Consider the following 14,853-nt stretch of genomic DNA (forward strand, 5'->3'; position numbering starts at 1 on the left):
CGGGTCATCTGCCAAGGAGCACCGCATGCATGTCCTTCATGTCCAGACCACCCTGCTGCCGGAGGCGATCGTCCTGGCGCTGTCGCTGATGCTCGCGTCGGTCGCGGCGGCCGAGGTGGTGTCGGGTTTCGACGCGCCGCCGCCCGTCCACGACCCCTGCCACGATGGCCGCTACAGCCAGGGCCGCGCGATGAGCTGCGGCGAGCTGTTGCGCCAGCTCGACCGCGAGGAAGCGTTGCGCCGCTCCGAGCGCTGGCGCAGCGATCCCTGCCGGGATGGCCGCTACAGCACGGGCCGGCCGATGACCTGCGCCGAGCTGCGCGAGCGGCTGGACCGCCGCGAGCGGCGCCTGCCCCCGTGGCGCGACGAACGGCCCTACGGCCTGGGCGAGCCGCTGCGCGACAGCGGCTGACGCGCGCCGCCGCTCAGCCGATGTGGTCCCACAGGTAGGCGTAGCCCAGCGCGTCCATGAAGGCGGACTGCTTGTTGTCCGAGGCCGCGCTGTGGCCGCCCTCGAGGTTCTCGTAGAAGGCCGTGTCGTGGCCCTGCGCGGCCAGCTTCGCATGCATCTTGCGCGCATGCACCGGGCCCACGCGGTCGTCGCGCGTCGAGGTGGTGAACAGCGAGGGCGGGTACATGGCGTCGGGCTTCGCGTTCTCGTAAGGCGAGAAGTGGCGGATCCATTCCCACTCCTCGGGCACTTCGGGGTCGCCGTACTCGGCGATCCACGAGGCGCCGGCCGACAGCTGCGTGTAGCGGCGCATGTCGAGCAGCGCCACCTCGCTCACGATCGCGCCGTAGAGCGCCGGATGGCGCGTGAGCATGTTGCCCATCAGCAGGCCGCCGTTGCTGCCGCCCATGGCGCCCAGGTGCGCGGGCGAGGTGATGCCGCGCGCGATCAGGTCCTCGGACACGGCCGCGAAGTCCTCGCTGCTGCGCAGGCGGTTCTGCTGCAGCGCGGCCTGGTGCCAGCGCGGGCCGTACTCGCCGCCGCCGCGGATGTTGGCCACCACGTACACGCCGCCCTGCTCGAGCCAGGCGCGGCCGATGCCGCCGCTGTAGCTGGGCGTGAGCGAGATCTCGAAGCCGCCGTAGGCGTACTGCAGGGTCGGGTTGCGGCCATTGGCCACCAGGTCCCTGGGCGCGATCTCGAAGTAGGGCACGCGCGTGCCGTCCTGCGAGCGCGCGAAGTGCTGGCTGACCGTGTAGCGCGAGGCGTCGAAGAAGCCCGGGCTGTGCTTGAGCGGCTCGGCCTCGCCCTGGCCCAGGGTGCCGATGTAGAGCGTGGTCGGCTGCAGGAAGCCGCTCACGGTGAGGAAGTAGTCGTCGCTCTCGTCCTCGTCGATGGCACCGGCCGCGATAGTCGACAGCGCGGGCGCGCCGCCCAGGCTCTCGCGTTGCCACGGGCCCTTGCCGTCGGCCGGTGGCGTGAGCACCTCGATGCGGTTCACCACGTCGTGCATCGCGTTCACGATCAGGTGATGACGCGTCCATGAATGGCTGTCGAGCGCGCTGGTGTCGGTGGGTTCGAACAACAGCGTGAGTTCGCGCGCGCCGGCCATGTAGTCGTCGAAGTTCGCAGCCAGCAGCGAGCCGGCCTTGTAGCTCGCGCCGCCCACCTCCCAGTCGCTGCGCGGCTCGATCAGCAGCCATTCGCGCGTGATGTCGGTCACCGCGTCGTCGGGCACGTCGATCTTGGCGAGCGTGCCGTCGGCCGCGCGCACCCAGGTCTCGCTGTCGTAGAAGTCGATGGCGCGCGAGACGAAGTCGCGCTCGAAGCCCGGCGTGGCGTCGCGCCAGCCCGAGGCCGAGAGGTCCTCGGTGTCGGCCTCGTAGACCGTGACGGCCTCGGCCAGCGGCGTGCCGCGCTTCCACTCCTTCACGATGCGCGGATAGCTCGAGGTGGTCATCGAGCCCGGGCCGAAGTCGGTGGCCACGTAGAGGTGGTCGATGTCCTTCCAGGCCACGGTGTTCTTGGCTTCCGGCAGCGCGAAGCCGCCCTCGACGAAGGCCTTGCGCACCGGGTCGAACTCGCGCACCACGTCGGCATCGGCGCCGCCGCGCGAGAGCGACAGCAGGCAGCGGCCATAGCCGGGGTAGAGCCAGTCGGCGCCGTGCCAGACCCAGTTCTCGCCCTCGGCCGCGGCCAGCGCGTCGAGGTCGAGCACCGTCTCCCAGGCCGGCTGCGGCTTGCGGTACTCCTCGAGCGTGGTGCGCCGCCACAGGCCCTTGGGATGGGCCTTGTCGCGCCAGAAGTTGTAGAACAGCTCGCCGGCCTTGTAGACCATCGGAATGCGGTCGTCGGAGTCGAGCACCTCGAGCAGGCCCTGCTCGATCTGCTTGAAGCGCGCCGACTGCGCGTGGCGCTGCACCGTCTCGGCGTTGCGGGCCTTGGCCCAGTCGAGGGACTGCGTGCCGTCGATGTCCTCGAGCCAGAGGAAGGGGTCTTGGTCTTGCGCTTGCGGGCGGGGGGAAGAGGTCATGGACACAGTGTACGAACGCACCGTGACGCACATCGATCCATGGACTTTCGCATTACCCGCGGCCGGTCCCAGAACATCGCTCGGGGCAAACCCGGGTGCGCTCCCCGGTGGAAACACTGAAGGGCGCGGCCCCCCGGCGCAGCGGCCGCACGGTATCCTGCCGAAGCCGAATGCGACGGCATTCCCCGACCTAGGAGACACAACACATGAAACACCTGAGCGGTCTCGATGCCACCTTCCTGCATCTGGAAACACCGGAGATGCCGATGCACGTGGGCTCGCTCAACGTGCTCGACCTGCCCAAGGGCTACAAGGGCGACTTCTACGAGGACGCCAAGCAGTTCATGGCCAGCCGCATCCACCTGGCCGACGTGTTCACGCGCAAGCTCGCGCTGATGCCCTTCGACATGACGAACCCGGTGTGGGTGGAGGACGACGACATCGACCTCGACTACCACGTGCGCCACATCTCGCTGCCGCGGCCCGGCACCAATCGCCAGTTGCAGCAGTACGTCGCGCGGCTGCATTCCTCGCTGATCGACCGCAGCCGGCCGATGTGGGAGTTCTACATCATCGATGGCCTCAAGAGCGGCCAGGTCGCGCTCTACACCAAGGTGCACCACGCGGGCATCGACGGCCAGGCCGGCGTGGAAGTGGGCAAGGCCATCTTCGACCTCGAGGCCACGGGCCGCGTGGTGAAGCCGCCGCGCTCGCGCCCGCGCAACAGCGGCTACCAGCTCGGCATGGCCGAACTCGCGAGCGCCGCGCTGCGCAACACGGCGCAGCAGTACGTCAAGCTGTTCAAGATGGCGCCGGCCATCGTGCGTGCCATCAGCGGGCTGGCCAAGCCCGACGAGAAGGCGGCCGAGAAGCTCACGACCACGGCGCCGAAGAAGTTCAACCTGTTCGCGCCGCGCACCTCGCTCAACGTCTCGATCACCAACCAGCGCACCTTCGCGGGCCGCACCATCTCGCTGGCCGAGACCAAGTACATCGCCAAGCACTTCGGCGTGTCGCTCAACGACGTGGTGATGGCCACGGTGGCCGGCGCGCTGCGCCACTACCTGGCCGACAACAACGAGCTGCCGGCCAAGCCGCTGGTGGCGGGCGTGCCCGTGAGCCTGCGCGAGGCCGGCGACGACACGGCCAACAACCAGGCCAGCATGATCCTCGTGAGCCTGGCCACCGACATCACCGATCCGCTGCAGCGGCTCAAGGCCATCAATGCCTCGTCGACCTCCTCGAAGTCGACCATGAACCGCTTCAAGGCCGTGATCCTCGACGACTTCCCGACCTTCGCCGCGCCCTGGCTGGTGTCGGGCATCGCCTCGATGGTGGGGCGCTCGGGCCTGGTCAACATGCTGCCGCCGGCCGCCAACGTGGCGATCTCCAACGTGGCGGGCGCGCCGTTCCCGATGTACTTCGCGGGCGCGCTGGTCACCTGCTACTACCCGGTGTCGATCGCGAGCCACGGCACCGCGCTCAACGTCACGGTGCAGAGCTACAACGGCCGCATGGACTACGGCCTGATCGCCTGCCGCCGCGCCGTGCCCGACATCACCGAGATCGGCGACTACCTGCTGGCCGAGCACAAGCTGCTGATGGAGCTGACGCAGAAGCATCCGTCGGTGGCCGGTGCACCGGCGCCGAAGCCCGCGGCCGTCGTCGAGGCGCCTGCCGATGCGGAACCCGCGGCCAAGGCACCTGCGAAGAAGGCTCCGGCGCGCAAGGCCGCGGCGAAGAAGACGCCGGTGCCGGCGGCCACGAAGGCGCCAGCGAAGAAGGTGGCGGCCAAGACTGCAACCAAGGCGGCCACCAAGACCCCCGCCAAGGCCGCGCCGAAGCCCGCTGCCAAGACCCCCGCCCGAAAGGCCCCCGCGCGCAAGAGCGCGCCACGTGCCGCGGCCGCCGCCGCTTGAGGACCGCCCGGGTCCGGAAAATTGGGGCAGTTGGACTAGTTTTCCGACGCTTCTAGTTTTCCAGGCCTAGGCCCTTGGGAAGAAGATCACCCCATCGCGAATCCCGCGACCGATCAACTTCCAGGAACAACCCATGTCCACCTCGCAAACCTCCATCGCTTCCGCCGCCGTCCACGTCATCGGCCAGTACAACGACGCCGGCAAGACCCTGGTCGGTGCCTACCGCACCGGCGTGCAGCGCCTGCTCGACGGCGCCGCCTCGCGCTACAGCGACTTCCTCGGCCAGCGCGAGCTGCCGCTGGTGAACGACAAGATCAAGGCCAACCTGATCGGCGCGCAAGCCAAGGTCAACGGCTTCCTGGCCAACCGCCTCGAGATCGACACCGGCCGCATCGTCTCGGTGATGGACCGTGTCGCCACCGGCACCACCAGCGGTATCGAATCGGTTGCCAACCGCGTGGCTCAGGTCGAGTCGCCGGTCGCCACCTCGGTGATCAACGCGCTGTCGGCCGTGAACCAGCCCTTCGCGACCGTGTCGGTGCAGATCGCCGACCGCATCGCCGCCGGTGCCAAGCAGATCGAAGTCCGCGTCGCGGGCAGCGAGGAAGCCAAGCCCGTGCGCACCGTGAAGGCCAAGGCCGCCGCGGTCAAGAAGCCGGTTCGCCGCGCTGCCGCCCGCAAGGCGGCCTGAGTTCCGCAGGCGCCTTCGGGCGCCTTTTTCTTTTGCGGTACCTTCGAAGGTACCGAGTTCCCCTGGAGTGATGCATGGCGACCCGCCGCGATGAACCCGCAGAACTGAAGAAGAAGGCGACGCCCGCGAAGAAGACCGCCGGCGCCAGGACCGCCGCGAAGAAGGCCGCGGCGCCGCGCAAGCGCAGCGCCGCCAAGGCCAAGACAGGCACGGCGGGTACGGCGGGTACGGGCACCAAGCCCGCGTCCTCCGGCGAAGGCCTGCTGCGCGCCGGCCTCAAGGCGCTCGACACCGTGCGCAACGACGTCGCCAAGCGGCAGGCCAGCGTCACCAACGTGATCGAGGGCCTGCTGGGCATCGGCGGCAAGGGCGGCGAGGAAGCGAGCGGCGCCAAGGCCGTGCTGACGCGCGGCTTCCCGGGCCTCGACAGCTTCGGCATCCGCAAGTTCGAGGACGTGTTCGACCAGCGCGTGGCCACCGCGCTGCAGCGCCTGGGCATGCCCACGGCCGAGGAGGTGCAGGCGCTGCAGTCGCAGATCGCGGCGCTCGCCGAGCGGCTCGACCGCCTCGAGCAGGCCGCGCGCGGCGGCAAGCGCTGATCGATTCCCGAACGACCCGCAAGATCCGCCAGTGGCCGGCTCCAACACCACGCGCGACCGCATCCTGCTGACCAGCCTCGCGCTGTTCAACGCGCAGGGGCTCGCGGCGGTGTCCACCCACAAGATCGCGGCCGAGCTCGGCATGAGCCCGGGCAACCTGCACTACCACTTCAAGGCCAAGCAGCTGATCGTGGAGTGGCTGTTCCGGCGCTTCGAGCAGCGGCTCGAATCGCTCAACGGCTCCTCGGCCGGCATCGCGGCCATCGACGACCTGTGGCTTGCGCTGCACCTGCGCTTCGAGGCGATCAACGAGTACCGCTTCATCTACCGCGACATGGCCTTCCTCGCGAGCGAGTACCCGGTGCTGGGCCAGCGCGCGCAGGCCCTGACCGCGCAGAACCTGCTGGCGGCCCAGTCGCTGTGCGAAGGGCTGGTGGCCTCGGGCGTGATCGAAACGAGCGCCGAGCAGGCGCGCATCCTGGCGCTGCAGATGGTGTTCACCACCACCTGCTGGCTGTCGTTCGAACGGCTGGTGCCGGGCCGTGACGCGCTGGCGCAGGCCGATCCGGGATTGGCGGCTTTTTACACGCTGACCCTGGTTTCTCCTTATGTTTCGGGCGAATCGAGGGCTTACCTCGATTACCTGAGGGCGAAATACCTCGGATAACAGACGACACCGTCCGACGGGGGGCCTCGCGGCGGAACCCGAGACTGGCAACGAAGAACCAACAGAAGCGCAGAGACACGCAAGAAAGGACCCGCTCATGACCACCGCCACCCGTGAACACATCTCGCCGCCTTCGCGCCTGCTGCTGCTGGCCGAAGGCCGCGCGCTCTGGGAAACCGGCGCGGGCCTCGCCATGTGGCCGCTGCTGCAGCTCACGCCGCGCGGCGACGGCCATCCGGTGCTGGTGCTGCCGGGCCTGGTGGCCGGCGATGCCTCCACGCTGGTGCTGCGCCGTTATCTCGCGAGCCGCGGCTACGACGCGCACGGCTGGGGCCTGGGCCGCAACTTCGGTCCGCGCGAAGGCGTGGAGGACGGCATGGTCGAGCTGCTGCACAAGCTGCACGACGACAGCGGCCAGAAGGTCAGCCTGGTCGGCTGGAGCCTGGGCGGCGTGTATGCGCGGCTGCTGGCGTCGGCCCATCCCGGTGTGGTGCGCAGCGTGGTCACGCTGGGCAGCCCGTTCTCGGGCAGCCCGCGCGCCACCAATGCCTGGCGCGTCTACGAAGGCGTGAGCGGCCAGAGCTCGCACGACCCGCGCCGCATGAAGTTCGTGCAGCCCACGCCCTCGGTGCCCACCACCTCGATCTTCAGCCGCACCGACGGCGTCGTGGCCTGGCGCTGCAGCATCGAGAAGACCGGACCGAAGTCCGAGAACATCGAGGTCATCGCGAGCCACCTGGGCCTGGGTGCGCACCCCGCGGTGCTCTATGCGCTGGCCGACCGGCTGTCGCAGCCCGAGGGCGGCTGGAAGCCGTTCAACCGCGGCCTGCTGGGGCCGCTGGTCTATCCCGATCCCGATCGTCAGAACTGAAGTGCGCCGCCGGGGCCTTCAGGCCTCGGCGTAGCCGGCCGGCTCGCAGGCGAACTCCGCCTGCGAGCGCACTTCCTGCAGCATGTAGCCGCGCCCGTAGGCGGCGCGCAGCACCAGCCCGCCATCCTCCTGCAGCGCCAGCTTCTTGCGCACGCTCGCCGCGGCGATGTTGAGCGCGCGGGCGCCCTCGTGCGGCGGCCGCTTCCACAGCGCGATCCAGAGGAACTCGCGCGTCAGCAGCTGGCCCAGGTGGCGGAACAGCATCAGCGCCAGGTCGAACTCGCGCGGATCGAGGCGCACCTCGCGCCCGCGCCGCAGCACCAGCCGTTCGTCCCTGAGAAAGCGGTAGTCGCCGCAGACCAGTTCCTGCGCTTCGGCGCTCGGCCGCGCCGGCGTGCGCGAGCGCGACAGCAGGGCGCGCAGGCGCCATTCGAGTTCGTGGTCGGCCAGCGGCAGCGGCGCGAAGTCGACCAGGCCGTGGCCATGGCACAGCGCCTCGACCGCGGGCGGCGTACGCCAGGCCGAGTCCTCGGCGAGCAGCAGCATCGGCATGCGCTGCAGCCGGCAGGCGGCCGAGAGGTCGGCCCAGGCGGTTTCGTGTTCGGGATGGAGCAGCAGCAGGTCGAAGCGCCAGCCGCCCTGCAATGCCTTGAGCAGGCCGGTGGCGCCGTGGAACGGCATCGCGCCGTAGCCGCGCCGCGCCATGCGCTGCGCGAGCGCCGCGCCCCGGACGGCATCGCCGTCCACCACCGCCGCGCGCAGCGGTTCGTCTGCCCTGAGCATTCGCCATGCCTCCCGGTTGTTGATCGGATCGCGGATCCCGTGGATCTCGCGAGAGGCCGATCTTCGGCGGGAGGGTCTAGGCGTGAAAAACCAGAACCGGCGGAAAGTTAGTCCAATTGCTCCAACTTTTTTCGCGCGGCGACGGGCGCGTCAGCTGCCGGCCCAGACGTCGAGCACGTAGCGCTGGTCCGCGATCATCCGGTCCATCCAGGCGGCGCTGTCCTGGCCGTGCTCGCGCGCGATGTCGGACAGTGCGCGCCGCACGTCGGGCTCCATGCGCGAGCCGTCGCCGCAGACGTAGACCACGGCGCCGGCTTCGAGCAGCGCCCACACCTGCACCGCCTGTTCGCGGATCAGGTCCTGCACGTAGACCTTGCGCTCGCCCGCGCGCGAGAAGGCGGTGTGCAGCTTCATCAGGCCACGGTGCGACCAGGCCTTAAGCTCCTCGGCATAGATGAAGTCCTGCTCGGGATGGCGGCAGCCGAAGAACAGCAGCGCCTCGCCGAGCGCGGTGCCGGCCTCGGCCTGCGCCGCGCGCTCCTGCAGGAAGCCGCGGAACGGCGCCAGCCCGGTGCCCGGGCCGATCATGATCAGCGGGCGCTGCGTGTCCTCGGGCAGGCGGAAGCCCTCGGCCGTGGTCTCGCGCACCACGCCGTGCACCGTGTCGCCGGCCTCGGCGCGCGCCAGGAAGTTGGAGCACACGCCCTCGAAGGTGCCGAGGCCCGACTTGGCCGGGCCGCTGACCACGCCCACCGTCACGCTGCACTTGCCGGGCGTCATCGTCGGCGAGGAGGAGATCGAGTAGTAGCGCGGCGACAGCGGCGACAGCATCTCGAGGAACACGGCGAACGGCACCTGGCAGGCACGGTGCTCCTCGAGCAGGTCGAGCAACGACTTGCGCTTGTGCAGCACCTCGGCCTTGTAGGCCGCCTGCGAGGCCTCGTCGCTGCCCGACAACGCCACCAGCTTCGGCTTGGTGAACGGGCATTCGGTGTAGGCCGCGAGCGTGGCGATCTGCTTGCGCGTGGCCACGTCCTGCAGCTCGACGTAGTCGCCCAGCAGGCGGTCGACCGCAATCACCTGCTCGACCGGCAGCGCTGGCTTGCGGCCCGCGATCGCATGCAGCCGCACATGGGCCGTGCGGTCGAAGCCGAAGCGCGCCATCGTGCGCTCGACCTGCTTCGGGCTGTTGCGCGGCACCACGCTCAGGTGGTCGCCGGCGCGGTAGACCAGGCCCTCGGGCAGCATCAGCTCGACGTGGCGCGTGGAACGGCCGGCCTCGCCGCCGGCGTGCTGCAGCTCGCGGTTCTCGATCACGCGCAGCGCCACCGCGCCCAGCGCGTCGACGATGGCGTTGTTCTGCGGCGGCGGCAGCTCCTCGAGCGTGTAGAGCGGTTCGCTCTGCGCGGGCGTGTCGGCACCGGTCTTGATGTCGAAGGCCTTCACCAGCTCGGGCCACAGCGCGTCGCTCCAGTCCTGGAAGGCGCCGTCCATGTCCTCGCGCGCATCGCCCTCGCCGCGCGGATGCACGCGCGTGGCGCCCAGCGCCTCGAGTCGCTCGTCGATGCGCCGCGGCACCGCCTGGTAGGTGGCGGCCCAGTCGGTGTTGCCGCAGCCGAACACGCTGAAGCGCACGCCGTTGAGCGCGTCGTCGGCCTTGTCGAGCCAGCGGTGGAACTCGGCCGCGTTGTCGGGCGCCACGCCGTTGTACGAGGCGCAGACGATGGCCACGGCGCCGTTGGCCGGCAGCCGCTCGGCGTAGTCGTCGAGCGAGGCCAGCTGGGTCGAGAAGCCGCGCGCCTCGCCGGCCTCGGCGAGCTGGCGCGCCAGGTCCTCGGCGGTGCCGAGGTTGGAGCCCTGCAGCACCAGCAGCGAGGTGCCGTGGCGCGCGGCCTGCGGCTTGCGCGCCGCCGGTTGCACGGGCTGCACCGGCGCGGCCGCCGCGTCGTTGATGTTGCCGCGCGGGCGCGTCGCGGGGTCGCGCAGCAGCGCCTTGATCCTGAAGCCCTCGGGCTTGATGGTCAGCGCTTCCTTGATCTTGAGCTTGTAGCCGGTGTGGTCCACCAGGGTGAAGCGCTGCAGGATCATGCCCAAGGTCAGCACCGCCTCCTGCAGCGCGAACTGGCGCCCGATGCAGGCGCGCTGGCCGTTGCCGAAGGGCTTGAAGGCGTTGACCGGCCGCTCGCGCTCGGCCTCGCGGCTGAAGTTGTCGGGATCGAACTGGTCGGCGTTCTCGCCCCAGATGCCCTTGTCGCGATGCAGCGCCAGCGCATGCATGATGACCATGTTGTTCTTCTTGATCGTGTACTGGCCGCCGATCTGGGTGTCTTCCTTCGCGCGCATCGAGATCGCGGGCGCGGTCGGGAACATGCGCAGCGACTCCTTGAGCACCTGCATCACGTACTGCAGCCGGTTGACCTGCGCGTAGGTGGGCTTGAGCGAGGTGTCGGGCCCGAACACGTTGTCGACCTCGGCCTGCGCCTTGGCCAGCGCCTCGGGGTTCTTCAGCAGGAAGTAGATGGCGAACGAGAGCAGGCCGCTGGTGGTCTCGTGGCCCGCGATGAGGAATTCGATGCACTCGTCGCGGATCATCTTGTCGGTGAGCTGCTCGCCGCTCTTCTTGTCCACGCCCGCGATCATGTAGCTCAGCAGGTCGGGCTTGGTCGCGATGTCGGCACCGCTCGCGCGCCGCTCCTCGATGATGTCCTCCACCATCTTGTGCATGTAGCGGATGTCCTTGCGCTGCTGCGCCAGCTCCTTCTTGAGCATCAGCTCCTCGAGCGGCAGGCCGCGCCGGTTCTGCACCGTCTCGAGCGTGCGCACCATCGCGTCGACGAAGGGATGGAAGCCCTCGCGGTAGAAGGAATTGAAGCGGTAGCCGAAGCCGCACAGGCCGATGGTGTCGAGCGTGAGCGCGGTCATGTCGCGCACCACGTCGACCTCCTCGTCGAAGTTCAGCCGCTCCCACTTGGTCACGAGCTGCCCCGCGATGTCCAGCATCATGGGGTGGTAGGCCTGCATCGCGCGCTGGCTGAAGTTGGCCAAGAGGATGTTGTGCGGCTTCGACCAGGTCTCCTCGTGGGTGTCGGAGGTGAACAGGCCGTGCGAGGCGGCGCGCAGCCGGCGCAGCGCGCCGCGCGTGCTCTTGTCGAAGCGCGCCTCCTCGCAGAGTTCGTCGACCAGCGCGGGCGACGACACCACGATCACCGGCATGCCCGGCATGTCCAGCCAGTAGATGCCGCCGAGCTCCTGGGCGATCTTCCACATGTCCAGCACCGGGGAGTCGGAGCCGATCGACAGCAGGTTGCCCACGAAGGGCTTCTTGGCGGGATGGGGGATCGGGTGGAGCGAGTTCTTGCCTGCCATGGTCTGGATGTTGTGCTTCTGCGGGAGACGGCCGCGGGGCGCGCCGAGGGGGAACGACCACTGGAGTATCGAAGCGGCTCCCCCGGCGGCAGGACGGGGTTTCCCTTAGCAAATGTCAGGGCCGCGGCCGAAGCGCCGCGGCATCCCTTGCGCACGTATTCGGGTTTTCAGCATGCATCATTGTTGGGCATGCGCACTAGCATTGTTCAACAATTCGTGTGAACGGCATGCCTTGGTAGTTTGAAATTGTTCATCTATTTGGCACGGGGCTTGCATCGGGATGTGCAGGCCGGGGGACTGCGCCCGGATCACGCCGCACCGTTTTCCATCAACCCGGCCATGCCACTTCCTGGAGGATCTTTTTTCATGTTCCGAACGTCTCTTGCCGCCGTCGCGCTTTCCTGCCTGGCCGCCTCCGCGCTCGCGCAGACCAAGTGGGATCTGCCCACCGCCTATCCGTCCAACAACTTCCACACCGAGAACATCGCGCAGTTCGCCAAGGAGGTCGACACGGCGACCGGCGGCAAGCTCAAGATCACCGTGCATTCGAACGCCTCGCTGTTCAAGGCGCCCGAGATCAAGCGCGCGGTGCAGGGCGGCCAGGCGCAGCTCGGCGAGATCCTGCTGGTCAATTTCCAGAACGAATGGCAGGTCTTCGGCACCGACGGCATCCCCTTCCTGGCCGACAGCTACGACGCGGCCTGGAAGCTCTACCAGGCGCAGAAGCCCGTGCTCGACAAGAAGCTCGCCGAGCAGGGCATCCAGCTGCTCTACACGGTGGCCTGGCCGCCGCAGGGCATCTTCGTGAAGAAGCCGATCGCCTCGGCCGCCGACCTCAAGGGCGTGAAGTGGCGCGCCTACAGCCCTGCCACCGCGCGCATCGGCGAACTGGTCGGCGCGCAGGCCGTGACCGTGCAGCAGGCCGAGCTCTCGCAGGCCATGGCCACCGGCGTGATCGAGTCGTACATGTCCTCGGGCTCGACCGGCTACGACACCAAGACCTACGAGTACATCAAGAACTTCTACGACACCCAGGCCTGGTTGCCGAAGAACGCGGTGCTGGTGAACAAGAAGGCCTTCGAAGCGCTGGACAAGCCCGTGCAGGAAGGCCTGCTGAAGGCCGCGGCCGAGGCCGAGAAGCGCGGCTGGGAGCTGTCGAAGAGGAAGAACGTCGAGTACCTCGACCTGCTCAAGAAGAACGGCATGACCGTGCTCGCGCCGTCCGAGCAGCTCAAGAACGACCTCAAGAAGGTCGGCGACACGATGCTCAAGGAATGGGTCGAGAAGGCCGGCCCCGAGGGCCAGGCCGTGGTCGACGCCTACCGGAAGATGTGAGCGCGCGCGGCTGCACCGATGAATGCGAACACCATGCAGGCGAGTGTCCCGGCCTCCGGGGCAGCCTCGATGCGCAGGTCCCTGGACTTCCTCTACGACAGCGCCGCCGCCCTGGCCGCGTTCTTCCTGTTTGCCTTGCTGGTGATGGTGCTGCTGTCCATCCTCGGCCGGCAACTGAACTTCAACGTGCCCGGCATCGATGCTTACGCGGGCTACATGATGGCGGCCAGCGGCTTCCTGGCGCTGGCCCACACGCTCAAGCGCGGCGAGCACATCCGCGTGACGCTGGTGCTCTCCAGCCTCGGCGCCGGCGTGCGCCGTTGGCTCGAGCGCTGGGCCATGGGCGCCGGCGCGCTGCTGGCGGTGCTGTTCGCCTTCTACTGCGTGCGGCTGGTGTGGCAGTCCTGGGCTTTCCACGACATCTCGACCAGCAACGACGCCACGCCGCTGTGGATTCCGCAGCTGTCGATGGCGCTCGGCGCGCTGGTGTTCGCCGTCGCGGCGGTGGACGAGTTCTTCATCGAATGGAACGGCCGGCCGCAACGCGCCGACGGGGAGGCCTTGCGCCATGAGTGACATCGCCATCGCCGGCTTGCTGATCCTCTCGCTGTTCCTGATCCTGGGCAGCGGCGTGTGGATCGGCCTCACGCTCTCGGGCGTCGCATGGATCGCAATGCAGGTCTTCTCCTCGCGCCCCGCGGGCGACGCGATGGCCGTCACCATCTGGGGCTCGGCCTCGGGCTGGACGCTCACCGCGCTGCCGCTGTTCGTATGGATGGGCGAGATCCTGTTCCGCACGCGGCTGTCGCAGGACATGTTCAAGGGCCTCGCGCCCTGGATGCAGGCCCTGCCGGGCCGGCTGCTGCACACCAACGTGGTGGGCTGCGCGATCTTCGCGGCCGTCTCGGGCTCGAGCGCGGCGACCTGCGCCACCATCGGCAAGATGAGCCTGCCCGAGCTCAAGCGACGCGGCTATCCCGACGACATGGTGATCGGCACGCTGGCCGGCGCGGGCACGCTGGGGCTGCTGATCCCGCCGTCGATCATCATGATCGTCTACGGCGTCAGCGCCGACGTGTCGATCGCGCGGCTGTTCATCGCGGGCATCGTGCCGGGCATCCTGCTGGCGCTGCTGTTCTCGGGCTACATCGCGTTCTGGGCCCTGCGCCATCCCGAGCGCGTGCCGCCCGCGGACGCGAAGCTGCCTTTCGCCGAGAAGCTCAAGGCCTCGATGTCGCTGATCCCGGTGGCGCTGCTGATCCTCGGCGTGCTGGGCTCGATCTACGCCGGCATCGCCACGGCCACCGAGGCGGCGGCCGTCGGCGTGGTCGGCGCGCTGATCATCGCGGCCTCGCAGGGGGCGCTGAGCTGGACCACCTTCAAGGAAGCGCTGCTGGGCGCCACGCGCCTGTACTGCATGATGGCGCTGATCCTCGCGGGCGCGGCCTTCCTCACGCTGGCCATGGGCTACATCGGCCTGCCGCGCCACCTGGCCGAATGGATCGGCTCGCTGGGCCTGTCGAAGTTCCAGCTGGTGGTGATGCTCGCGCTGTTCTACATCGTGCTGGGCTGCTTCCTCGACGGCATCTCGATGGTGGTGCTGACCATGGGCGTGATCATGCCGACCGTGACCGCGGCGGGCATCGATCCGATCTGGTTCGGCATCTTCATCGTGCTGGTGGTCGAGATGGCGCAGATCACGCCGCCGGTGGGCTTCAACCTGTTCGTGCTGCAGGGCATGACCGGCAGGGACCTGCTGTACATCGCGCGCGTGACGCTGCCGATGTTCTTCCTGATGGTGGCCGCGGTGCTGCTCATCTACTTCGTGCCGCAGCTCGTGACCTGGCTGCCGCTGCAGATGACGCCCTGATCGGCTGACGCACGCCATGCACCGTTCCTCGCAACCGCGCACCGGCCACAGGCGACCGCGCGTCGCGCAGCTGCACGCGGCGGAGCGCGCGCCGCCCGCGTTCCCCGCGTCCTGATTCCTCGCGCTCCGCGACGAGCACCCGCCCCCGGGGCGGCGTGCGGGACGCGCTCGTCCCGTGCCCCCCAAAAAAACAAGTGCAACGCAAAAGGGAGTCTGTTTCACGTACCGCCGCGCGGTGCGGCCAGGCCGGAGGGATTGCCATCGAGAAA

The 14,853-nt window shown here is 68.9% G+C and carries 12 protein-coding genes; 9 read left to right on the forward strand and 3 right to left on the reverse strand.

Annotation, left to right across the window (positions count from 1 at the left end; genetic code table 11):
- Positions 1 to 25 precede the first annotated feature (25 nt).
- Complete coding sequence (locus tag AC07RV_RS42220) at positions 26 to 412, forward strand: hypothetical protein (RefSeq protein WP_296787387.1); 387 nt, start codon at positions 26 to 28, stop codon at positions 410 to 412.
- Between the two features lie 13 nt (positions 413 to 425).
- On the opposite strand, the gene AC07RV_RS42225 is transcribed toward AC07RV_RS42220, so the two are convergent.
- Complete coding sequence (locus AC07RV_RS42225; protein ID WP_296787389.1) at positions 426 to 2,483, reverse strand: prolyl oligopeptidase family serine peptidase; 2,058 nt, start codon at positions 2,481 to 2,483, stop codon at positions 426 to 428.
- 206 nt (positions 2,484 to 2,689) lie between these two features.
- Between AC07RV_RS42225 and AC07RV_RS42230 the strand changes: the two genes are divergently transcribed.
- The 5 genes from AC07RV_RS42230 to AC07RV_RS42250 all read left to right on the forward strand — a co-directional run bounded on the left by AC07RV_RS42230 (position 2,690) and on the right by AC07RV_RS42250 (position 7,230).
- Positions 2,690 to 4,402, forward strand: a complete 1,713-nt coding sequence (locus AC07RV_RS42230) for a WS/DGAT/MGAT family O-acyltransferase (RefSeq protein WP_296787391.1) — start codon at positions 2,690 to 2,692, stop codon at positions 4,400 to 4,402.
- Between the two features lie 133 nt (positions 4,403 to 4,535).
- Positions 4,536 to 5,093, forward strand: a complete 558-nt coding sequence (locus tag AC07RV_RS42235; protein WP_296787393.1) for a hypothetical protein — start codon at positions 4,536 to 4,538, stop codon at positions 5,091 to 5,093.
- Between the two features lie 74 nt (positions 5,094 to 5,167).
- The gene (locus tag AC07RV_RS42240) at positions 5,168 to 5,692 is read left to right on the forward strand and encodes a phasin family protein (RefSeq protein ID WP_296787395.1); all 525 of its coding nucleotides are present in this window, start codon (positions 5,168 to 5,170) and stop codon (positions 5,690 to 5,692) included.
- Between the two features lie 31 nt (positions 5,693 to 5,723).
- Positions 5,724 to 6,359: a TetR/AcrR family transcriptional regulator gene (locus AC07RV_RS42245; RefSeq protein ID WP_057594029.1), complete on the forward strand. Its 636-nt coding sequence runs from the start codon at positions 5,724 to 5,726 to the stop codon at positions 6,357 to 6,359.
- Between the two features lie 97 nt (positions 6,360 to 6,456).
- Complete coding sequence (locus AC07RV_RS42250) at positions 6,457 to 7,230, forward strand: esterase/lipase family protein (RefSeq protein WP_057594030.1); 774 nt, start codon at positions 6,457 to 6,459, stop codon at positions 7,228 to 7,230.
- 18 nt (positions 7,231 to 7,248) lie between these two features.
- Here the strand turns inward: AC07RV_RS42250 and AC07RV_RS42255 are convergent, their stop codons facing one another.
- Both AC07RV_RS42255 and AC07RV_RS42260 read right to left on the reverse strand, forming a co-directional pair.
- Complete coding sequence (locus tag AC07RV_RS42255) at positions 7,249 to 8,013, reverse strand: winged helix-turn-helix domain-containing protein (RefSeq protein ID WP_296787397.1); 765 nt, start codon at positions 8,011 to 8,013, stop codon at positions 7,249 to 7,251.
- Positions 8,014 to 8,163: 150 nt separating this feature from the next.
- The gene (locus tag AC07RV_RS42260) at positions 8,164 to 11,379 is read right to left on the reverse strand and encodes a bifunctional cytochrome P450/NADPH--P450 reductase (RefSeq protein WP_296787399.1); all 3,216 of its coding nucleotides are present in this window, start codon (positions 11,377 to 11,379) and stop codon (positions 8,164 to 8,166) included.
- 366 nt (positions 11,380 to 11,745) lie between these two features.
- Here AC07RV_RS42260 and AC07RV_RS42265 point away from each other — a divergent pair, with 366 nt between their 5' ends.
- The 3 genes from AC07RV_RS42265 (at position 11,746) to AC07RV_RS42275 (ending at position 14,584) form a co-directional block, all read left to right on the forward strand.
- Positions 11,746 to 12,714: a TRAP transporter substrate-binding protein gene (locus AC07RV_RS42265; protein WP_093354446.1), complete on the forward strand. Its 969-nt coding sequence runs from the start codon at positions 11,746 to 11,748 to the stop codon at positions 12,712 to 12,714.
- Positions 12,715 to 12,783: 69 nt separating this feature from the next.
- The gene (locus tag AC07RV_RS42270) at positions 12,784 to 13,290 is read left to right on the forward strand and encodes a TRAP transporter small permease (RefSeq protein WP_296787402.1); all 507 of its coding nucleotides are present in this window, start codon (positions 12,784 to 12,786) and stop codon (positions 13,288 to 13,290) included.
- Entirely contained in the window at positions 13,283 to 14,584 is a 1,302-nt protein-coding gene (locus AC07RV_RS42275) for a TRAP transporter large permease (RefSeq protein ID WP_492716137.1), read from the forward strand. The genes AC07RV_RS42270 and AC07RV_RS42275 overlap by 8 nt, the downstream gene beginning before the upstream one ends.
- The last annotated feature ends 269 nt before the right edge of the window (positions 14,585 to 14,853 follow it).

This window comes from Variovorax sp. GW821-FHT09B01 (assembly GCF_059418345.1).

Coding starts and splice junctions, on each gene's coding strand:
- AC07RV_RS42255 (WP_296787397.1), bottom strand. CDS start 8,013: ATGCTCAGGGCAGACGAACCGCTGCGCGCGGCGGTGGTGGACGGCGAT.
- AC07RV_RS42275 (WP_492716137.1), top strand. CDS start 13,283: ATGAGTGACATCGCCATCGCCGGCTTGCTGATCCTCTCGCTGTTCCTG.
- AC07RV_RS42220 (WP_296787387.1), top strand. CDS start 26: ATGCATGTCCTTCATGTCCAGACCACCCTGCTGCCGGAGGCGATCGTC.
- AC07RV_RS42270 (WP_296787402.1), top strand. CDS start 12,784: ATGCGCAGGTCCCTGGACTTCCTCTACGACAGCGCCGCCGCCCTGGCC.
- AC07RV_RS42240 (WP_296787395.1), top strand. CDS start 5,168: ATGGCGACCCGCCGCGATGAACCCGCAGAACTGAAGAAGAAGGCGACG.
- AC07RV_RS42235 (WP_296787393.1), top strand. CDS start 4,536: ATGTCCACCTCGCAAACCTCCATCGCTTCCGCCGCCGTCCACGTCATC.
- AC07RV_RS42260 (WP_296787399.1), bottom strand. CDS start 11,379: ATGGCAGGCAAGAACTCGCTCCACCCGATCCCCCATCCCGCCAAGAAG.
- AC07RV_RS42265 (WP_093354446.1), top strand. CDS start 11,746: ATGTTCCGAACGTCTCTTGCCGCCGTCGCGCTTTCCTGCCTGGCCGCC.
- AC07RV_RS42230 (WP_296787391.1), top strand. CDS start 2,690: ATGAAACACCTGAGCGGTCTCGATGCCACCTTCCTGCATCTGGAAACA.
- AC07RV_RS42250 (WP_057594030.1), top strand. CDS start 6,457: ATGACCACCGCCACCCGTGAACACATCTCGCCGCCTTCGCGCCTGCTG.
- AC07RV_RS42225 (WP_296787389.1), bottom strand. CDS start 2,483: ATGACCTCTTCCCCCCGCCCGCAAGCGCAAGACCAAGACCCCTTCCTC.